The sequence below is a fragment of the Legionella shakespearei DSM 23087 genome (genome assembly GCF_000373765.1).
GTDB classification, from domain to species: domain Bacteria; phylum Pseudomonadota; class Gammaproteobacteria; order Legionellales; family Legionellaceae; genus Legionella; species Legionella shakespearei.
Genome location: NZ_KB892415.1, coordinates 205240 through 211719, shown reverse-complemented (window position 1 = coordinate 211719; position 6480 = coordinate 205240). Strand labels below are relative to the sequence as shown.

Here is a 6480-nt window from a genome sequence, read left to right as displayed (position 1 = left end):
CGTTCGCCACTCGCCATCTATCTAGCAAGCTAGATAATGCTGCCGTTCGACTTGCATGTGTTAAGCATACCGCCAGCGTTCAATCTGAGCCAGGATCAAACTCTTCAGTTCAATTCCTGTGCTAGAACTAACTAGCTTCTTTACTTCTTTATTTCTTTCTCAAGCACTCAAAGGTTTTTCAAAGTGCCCACACAGTTTGTCTTCTCTCTTCTTAATGAACGTTGCCCCGAAGGCGTGCTGCGTATTCTACTGATTTCGACTTCAGTGTCAAACACTTTTTTGTATTTTTTTAAAATTGTTTTTTAAATTAAATCACTCTAAACCATATCGATTTTTGTATGTTCATGTTGAACATAATTTCTCCTTAAGATATCCTGTCTGCTTCCAATTTTAAAGAGGTTTTTATGCTAAGAGTCATTTCCTGTTTTTTATTATTACTGTCTGTACAGGTGATTTTTGCCCAGCAAATTATTCATCATCATACTACGGTTCACCAACATCTGCGCTCACCTTTAACTGATGCATTAAGAATTGGTGTCGATACTGATGGCAAGATTTTATTTCTTTGTCGCGCGAAACTCTTTAATAGCATACAACCAGGTAAGACCTGGGCAGGTTATGACCGTTGTAATGTTCCATATGGCGGTAAGGAATATATAGTAGATCAGTTTACAATTCCTAATCAGCATGAATTCGGTCACTATAATTGGGAGCGTCCTGGTCACGGTGCAGTGCCGATTGGCAGAGATACCAATGGAAATATTTTGTTTGTCTGTCAGAGTAACTTCCGTAACAGTATTCAGCCAGGTAAAACATGGCGAGGTCATAAACACTGTAATATAAGTTATGCGGGCAAAGAAATAATCACAGATAATTATCGTATACTCAGCAGGATGCAGGATATGGTTGTACATTCTCCTGCGCCAAGAAGAACACACTCATATTATTAATTGAATGGGCTATTATTTAGCCCTTTTTTATCATAGGTAAGAAAAGTCATATCGTACTTGTTTTTTTCATCATGTTCACGGAACACCTTTTCGCTGCATACCCATGTTGATTCATCTATATTAGGAAAAAATACATCTGCGGTGAAATGATGATGTATACGTGTAATATACAATCGGTTCGCTATATTCAAAGATTGCCTGAACAAATCTGCCCCACCGATAATCATAATTTCGGCAGCATTGCTGGCCTCTGCAATAGCTTTATCTAAAGAATCTACAACAACAGTTCCATCAATTTGTTTCAAAGATCGACTTAATACAACATTCAATCTGCCCGGAAGCGGTTTACCTATGGATTCAAAGGTACTGCGTCCCATGATAATTGGTTTTCCCATGGTAATGTTTTTGAAATGCTGTAAATCTGCAGGTAAATGACAAAGCAACTGGTTATTGATGCCTAATCCATTCCCCTCATCTATTGCGGCAATCATACTAATAATTTTCATTACTTCATCCTTGTGCGCGCCATATTCAATGCCATAGTTACTGCGGCTAACATGCTTCCCGAATCAACACTGTTTTTTCCTGCCAATTCCAGGGCAGTTCCGTGATCGACTGAAGTACGAATAATGGGCAAACCTAATGTAACATTAACTGATTGACCAAAGCCGGCATATTTCAAAACCGGTAATCCCTGATCATGATACATCGCTACATATGCATCACAACTGTCTTCGTTAGTAAACATGGTATCTGCAGGAAGAGGCCCCTTCACGTCAATTCCCTGTTCTTTTAATTCAATTAAAGCTGGTGTAATCACTTCAATTTCCTCGCGCCCCAAATATCCTGACTCCCCGGCATGAGGATTTAACCCTGCAACTTTTATTCTGGGATTTTTTATTCCAAAATCATTTCTTAATGATTGATGTACCTGATTAATCACCTTACTAACTAATTCAACAGTTATTGCCTGAGATACCTGGCTTAAAGGAAGGTGCGTAGTCACTAATGCAACTCTCATTTGTTCACAGGCAAGCATCATTACCACATCATCGATATTAAAAAACTCTGCCAGAAACTCAGTATGCCCGGTAAACGGAATTCCCGCTGCGTTGATGTTAGCTTTGTGTACAGGGGCAGTGACAAATGCAGAAAACTCGCCTTGAGAACAAAGGGTGATTCCTAAAGTAAGCATCTCAAGAACGTAAGCAGCATTCTGAGGATTCAATTGACCGCTGATAACTGGAATAGGGCAGTAAACTGGCAAGATGGTTAAATGTCCGGGTTCAGTATGTATGGTCTGTCCAGATTTATATTCATGCAAATGAACTGTTATATTGAGTTCACGTGCCCTGTGTATCAAAAGATTATGATCCGCCAGAACAACTATGGGTAAATCAAAACCAGCAAGTGTCAGGCACAAATCTGGCCCGACTCCTGCTGGCTCACCGCTGCTGATAAGCAGTGGCTTCACGCCAGATCCTTGTCTACTATATTGACGTAAGCTTCAGTACGTAAATGCTGTTGCCAGTTTTGTACTGCTTCAGCAAATTTGCGTTGTTGTAAAAATTGTCTGACTTGCTGTTTCTTGAAGGCTTCGGAGTCATCCTTCTGCTTGCGGGCAATTACTTCAATCAAATGCCAGCCAAACTGAGTTTTCACCGGATGACTTACTTTATGCAACGGTAAATTATTCATGGTTTTTTCAAATTCAGGAACCAACTCACCTGGATTAACCCAGCCCAAGTCGCCACCTTTAACAGCACTTGCTGCATCCAGGGAATATTGCTTGGCCATGAGTGCGAAATCTTTTCCTGATTTTATTTGTTGATAAATGTTATTCACTTGCTTCATTGACTCGGAAGGCAGCATGCTGGCATCCGGTTTTAATAAAATATGACGCACATGAGTTTGGGTAATCACGTGATGTTGGTTGTCTCCACCAATGGCAACCAATTTTATTAATTGAAATCCATTCCCGGTTCTCAAAGGCCCTGCGACCTGACCAACTTTCATATGAACGACTTCTTTTGCGAAAATTTCAGGTAGCTCAGCCAAATGCCGCTCACCCAAATCACCGCCTTCCAATGCGACTTCACCACTGGACTCTTCAATAGCTAAACGACTAAAGTCTTCACCCTTTTTGATTTTGACCAAGAGTTTTTCTGCATCCGCTTTAGCCTTTTTGACCTCTTCAGACGTTGGCTCTTCATTTAAAGGTATGACTATATTTTGCAGATGGAAAGTTAACTCGGTATTATCCGTTTTGCTGGCTGTTTTTAAATACTGTTCTACCTGTTCATTAGTGACCTGAATGTCTTTTCCTACCGCTTTTTGCTGCAGACGGCTGAGAATCATTTCTTTACGGATATTACGTCTGTACTCTTGCCAGCTGATACCTTGCCGAGTAATTTCCTCACGTAACTGGGAAATATTGATGTGATTCATGGTTGCTATTCGTTCGATAGCGTTATTCAACTCCGTACTATCAACGGTAAGACCGTGTTGTTTCGCCAATTGCATTTGCAAATCGACATCGATTAAATGCTGTAATACTTGCTTGCGCAACACTGATTCTTTGGGCATTTGCATTTTCTGAGCAAGAATTTGTTTTTTAGATAATTCAACCTGAGCATTCAGCTCACTGGAAGTAATAACGCTATTGTTAACCAATGCAACCACTTTATCTAATAATTGCTTTCCTTCAGCAATACCCATTACTGAAAACAAGACGCATACCAATGTTATTCTTTTAAACATGCCTTAACCCTCATTTACTCTTAGCCGGCAATTTAGGTTATTCTTAACCAAAATACAAGCAGATTTGGTTAATTTATATCCTAATTCACCTGCGGAATGGATCATTATATCCCGGAATATAAGTAGTCAGTATATTATACGGATCACTATTTGCTACCGTACCTAATCCTTTTAACAATAATTGCAGGTATACGTTATTATTGTATTGTGGCTCGTATCCCGCATTTAAACTCTTAAAGGTTCGACCTCCAAGCACCCTGACAGCCCAGCAGCAACTATCATATTGCATGCCAAATAATGACATCATACTGTAATTTTTACTAATGTTATGACTGTATGCGCCTATGGTGCTCCATCTATCACTTACAGGCCATGCAAATGCCAAAATGGCCTGGTGCAAAGCATTATTTTCAGAGGCTCTATGCCGTACCTGAGTTATATCGCCATTGACTAAATAGCTGTAGCCACCACTGATTATACCATTCTCTACGGGTTGGTAATGTAAATTTAAATCAGCATTATTAGTGGCTTTTGTAGCCGTGTCCCAGATGTAATCACCTGTAATTCGCCAAACAGGATTGAAATAATAAACCGCTCTGGATGCTATGGGTGATGTTCCAGAGGTTGACGATAAATTTCCAAAGGTATAAGGACTGTCAATGCAATAACCCGTAGGGCTTTGACACAACTGCACGCGGCGGTCTGAAAAATATTTGATTTGCCCTATAGAAAAATTGGCTCGCTCTATACCTGTATCTTCAGATAACCAGCGGGTAGTCAGAGCGTAAGCCAGCTGATTTGCGTCACCGATACGGTCGAATCCTGAAAACCGGTTGGTCCTGAACAATTGATCCATATTAAAAATCATCAACCCTGAATCATAAACAGGGATAGGTGTTTGATTTTGGTAAGGTACCCTTAAATAAAAGAGCCTGGGCTCAAGTGTTTGTGTAAACGCACTTCCGCCCAAATGGAGATCACGCTCAAAATACAAACCACTGTCTACACTATATCGTGGGATAGTTCGATTAAAATCGACATGACGTTGCCACAGATAATAATTATCAAGGTTATAATTATTTTGTACTTCATAATAATTTTCTACGAATTGTACCGAAGGCGTAATATATCCCCAGGGTTTGGTAACGGGTACTGACAATATGGGATTAAAGTGAAAACGAGGCCCTTGTGGCATTCCGACCAGTGGATTATTCCATCTGTCACTGGGCCAATGAAATTGATCATATTGTCCCAAAATATTCAAATTGGCATTAAACGGTAAATCATAATAATACCCACGCGCCATAAGTTGAGGTAAGCGTTCGTACACTGGTGAGACAGGTGTTTCATTGACTGGGTGTAAGGTCTGGTAGCTTTGTCCCATACCTCTAAAAATCCAGTTTTCTGTGGAATAGGTTAAATCAGCCTGGCGCAATAATTGTCGCTGGGTTATGGTTGCCAGATTAGTGCTGAAGTCCTGCAGATAATAGTCATCAGAAACTTGTTGCACATTAATATTTAATTGCAGATTGGGAGTAAATCGTGTTTGCTCTAAAACCCCAACGGACCAACGGTTGGTTGACTTGCCTTGTAATCCGGGGAATAACACTTCATTATTTTCCAGAAAATGCTTGTAGGCTTTATCGTTGGGCAGGAAATTACCGCTGAGAATGCCACGGCTGTCAGGAGTCAGAAAACGGTATTCTCCACCAGCCATGACACCACGTTTGGTGTATGCATGAGGAGTAAAGGTCAGGTCATAATTAGGAGCCATATTCCAATAATAAGGGACTCCAAAATCAAAACCGCCGACATTGGACATACCAACAATTGGCATCAGAAAGCCTGATTTACGCTCTTTATTGGTTGGAAAACTTAAATAGGGCGAATAAAATACTGGCCACTCGCGTATTCTCAGTTTAGCATGACGCGCAACCCCTTTTGCGTTGGCATCATCTATAGAAATGGATTCAGCCTGTATGTCCCAGGCTTTGTCTTGCGGGGCACAGGTCGTATAGGTTGCCTGTCGTAATAAGTAGTCCTTATTCGCGAAACGCCTGATAAAACTTGCCCGTCCCCAGGCTGATAGTACCGCTTTATTTTTTTCTGTATTAAAACGGTAAAGCACATCTTCTGTTTCACCGGATTTATCTTGCGGATTAATTACGGCCTTACGGGCAATCATCAGCTTATCAGGCTCCAGATAATGCACTTCGCCCAAAAATTCAATTTTTGTAACCTGATTGGTTTTAGAATCACGATACACATAGGCAGTCTGAGCATTAACCACACGCTGCCCTTGTTGAATTTCCACATGTCCTGAGAGCGTAGAACGCTGATCACGATAAAAGGAAACATTATCAGCGAGAATACGGATTTCATCTGGATTAGATAAGGGTGTAACGGCTAATGGCTGGTAAGCACCAAGACATATTGGAGAGCTCTGATCAGATTTCCAGCCCAGGCATTGTGAAAACTGGGACCTTATGGCATCAGTTAAATCGACATCACGTGCAATGACACAAGCCAGAACAGGCTCGTCAATAAACTGAGAGGCATGTGCCATAGTATGATGAATAATGAAAAGCGGCAGAGAAACAGACACTCCAACCCCCATCAATATCCATTTTTTTGAAGCAAAAGTGCTTTTTTTCAATCCTGGCAACGATCTGAAGCCATAGAATAAATCCCGCCTAAAAGCGATGGATGAAAAAAAACTGATTAGCTTCTTATAAAACGTCATGTTCACAGCTAACAAAATGCCTTATTA

5 protein-coding genes and 1 rRNA gene are annotated in these 6480 nt (G+C 40.7%); 1 reads left to right on the top strand and 5 read right to left on the bottom strand.

What is annotated here, in order from left to right; all coding sequences use genetic code 11:
- Window positions 1–111, bottom strand: a 16S ribosomal RNA gene (locus tag B094_RS0111835); the annotation flags it as partial.
- Between the two features lie 293 nt (window positions 112–404).
- Between B094_RS0111835 and B094_RS0111830 the strand changes: the two genes are divergently transcribed.
- Window positions 405–950 (top strand): DUF3421 domain-containing protein, encoded by a 546-nt coding sequence (locus tag B094_RS0111830; protein ID WP_018578028.1) that lies wholly within the window; start codon window positions 405–407, stop codon window positions 948–950.
- Here B094_RS0111830 and B094_RS0111825 read toward each other — a convergent pair.
- The 4 genes from B094_RS0111825 to B094_RS0111810 all read right to left on the bottom strand — a co-directional run bounded on the left by B094_RS0111825 (window position 947) and on the right by B094_RS0111810 (window position 6276).
- Window positions 947–1456: a dihydrofolate reductase gene (locus B094_RS0111825; protein WP_018578027.1), complete on the bottom strand. Its 510-nt coding sequence runs from the start codon at window positions 1454–1456 to the stop codon at window positions 947–949. The genes B094_RS0111830 and B094_RS0111825 overlap by 4 nt on opposite strands.
- Window positions 1456–2424, bottom strand: coding sequence for a 4-hydroxythreonine-4-phosphate dehydrogenase PdxA (pdxA, locus tag B094_RS0111820; protein WP_018578026.1), 969 nt, complete (start codon window positions 2422–2424; stop codon window positions 1456–1458). Before pdxA ends, B094_RS0111825 begins: the two co-directional genes overlap by 1 nt.
- The gene (locus B094_RS0111815) at window positions 2421–3710 is read right to left on the bottom strand and encodes a peptidylprolyl isomerase (protein ID WP_018578025.1); all 1290 of its coding nucleotides are present in this window, start codon (window positions 3708–3710) and stop codon (window positions 2421–2423) included. The genes pdxA and B094_RS0111815 overlap by 4 nt, the downstream gene beginning before the upstream one ends.
- Before the next feature lie 85 nt (window positions 3711–3795).
- Window positions 3796–6276: an LPS-assembly protein LptD gene (locus B094_RS0111810; RefSeq protein ID WP_420324224.1), complete on the bottom strand. Its 2481-nt coding sequence runs from the start codon at window positions 6274–6276 to the stop codon at window positions 3796–3798.
- Window positions 6277–6480 lie beyond the last annotated feature (204 nt).

What these genes read in the sequence shown, in the direction of transcription:
- B094_RS0111830 (WP_018578028.1), top strand. Translation starts at nt 405, where the DNA reads ATGCTAAGAGTCATTTCCTGTTTTTTATTATTACTGTCTGTACAGGTG.
- B094_RS0111825 (WP_018578027.1), bottom strand. Translation starts at nt 1,456, where the DNA reads ATGAAAATTATTAGTATGATTGCCGCAATAGATGAGGGGAATGGATTA.
- B094_RS0111810 (WP_420324224.1), bottom strand. Translation starts at nt 6,276, where the DNA reads ATGGCACATGCCTCTCAGTTTATTGACGAGCCTGTTCTGGCTTGTGTC.
- B094_RS0111815 (WP_018578025.1), bottom strand. Translation starts at nt 3,710, where the DNA reads ATGTTTAAAAGAATAACATTGGTATGCGTCTTGTTTTCAGTAATGGGT.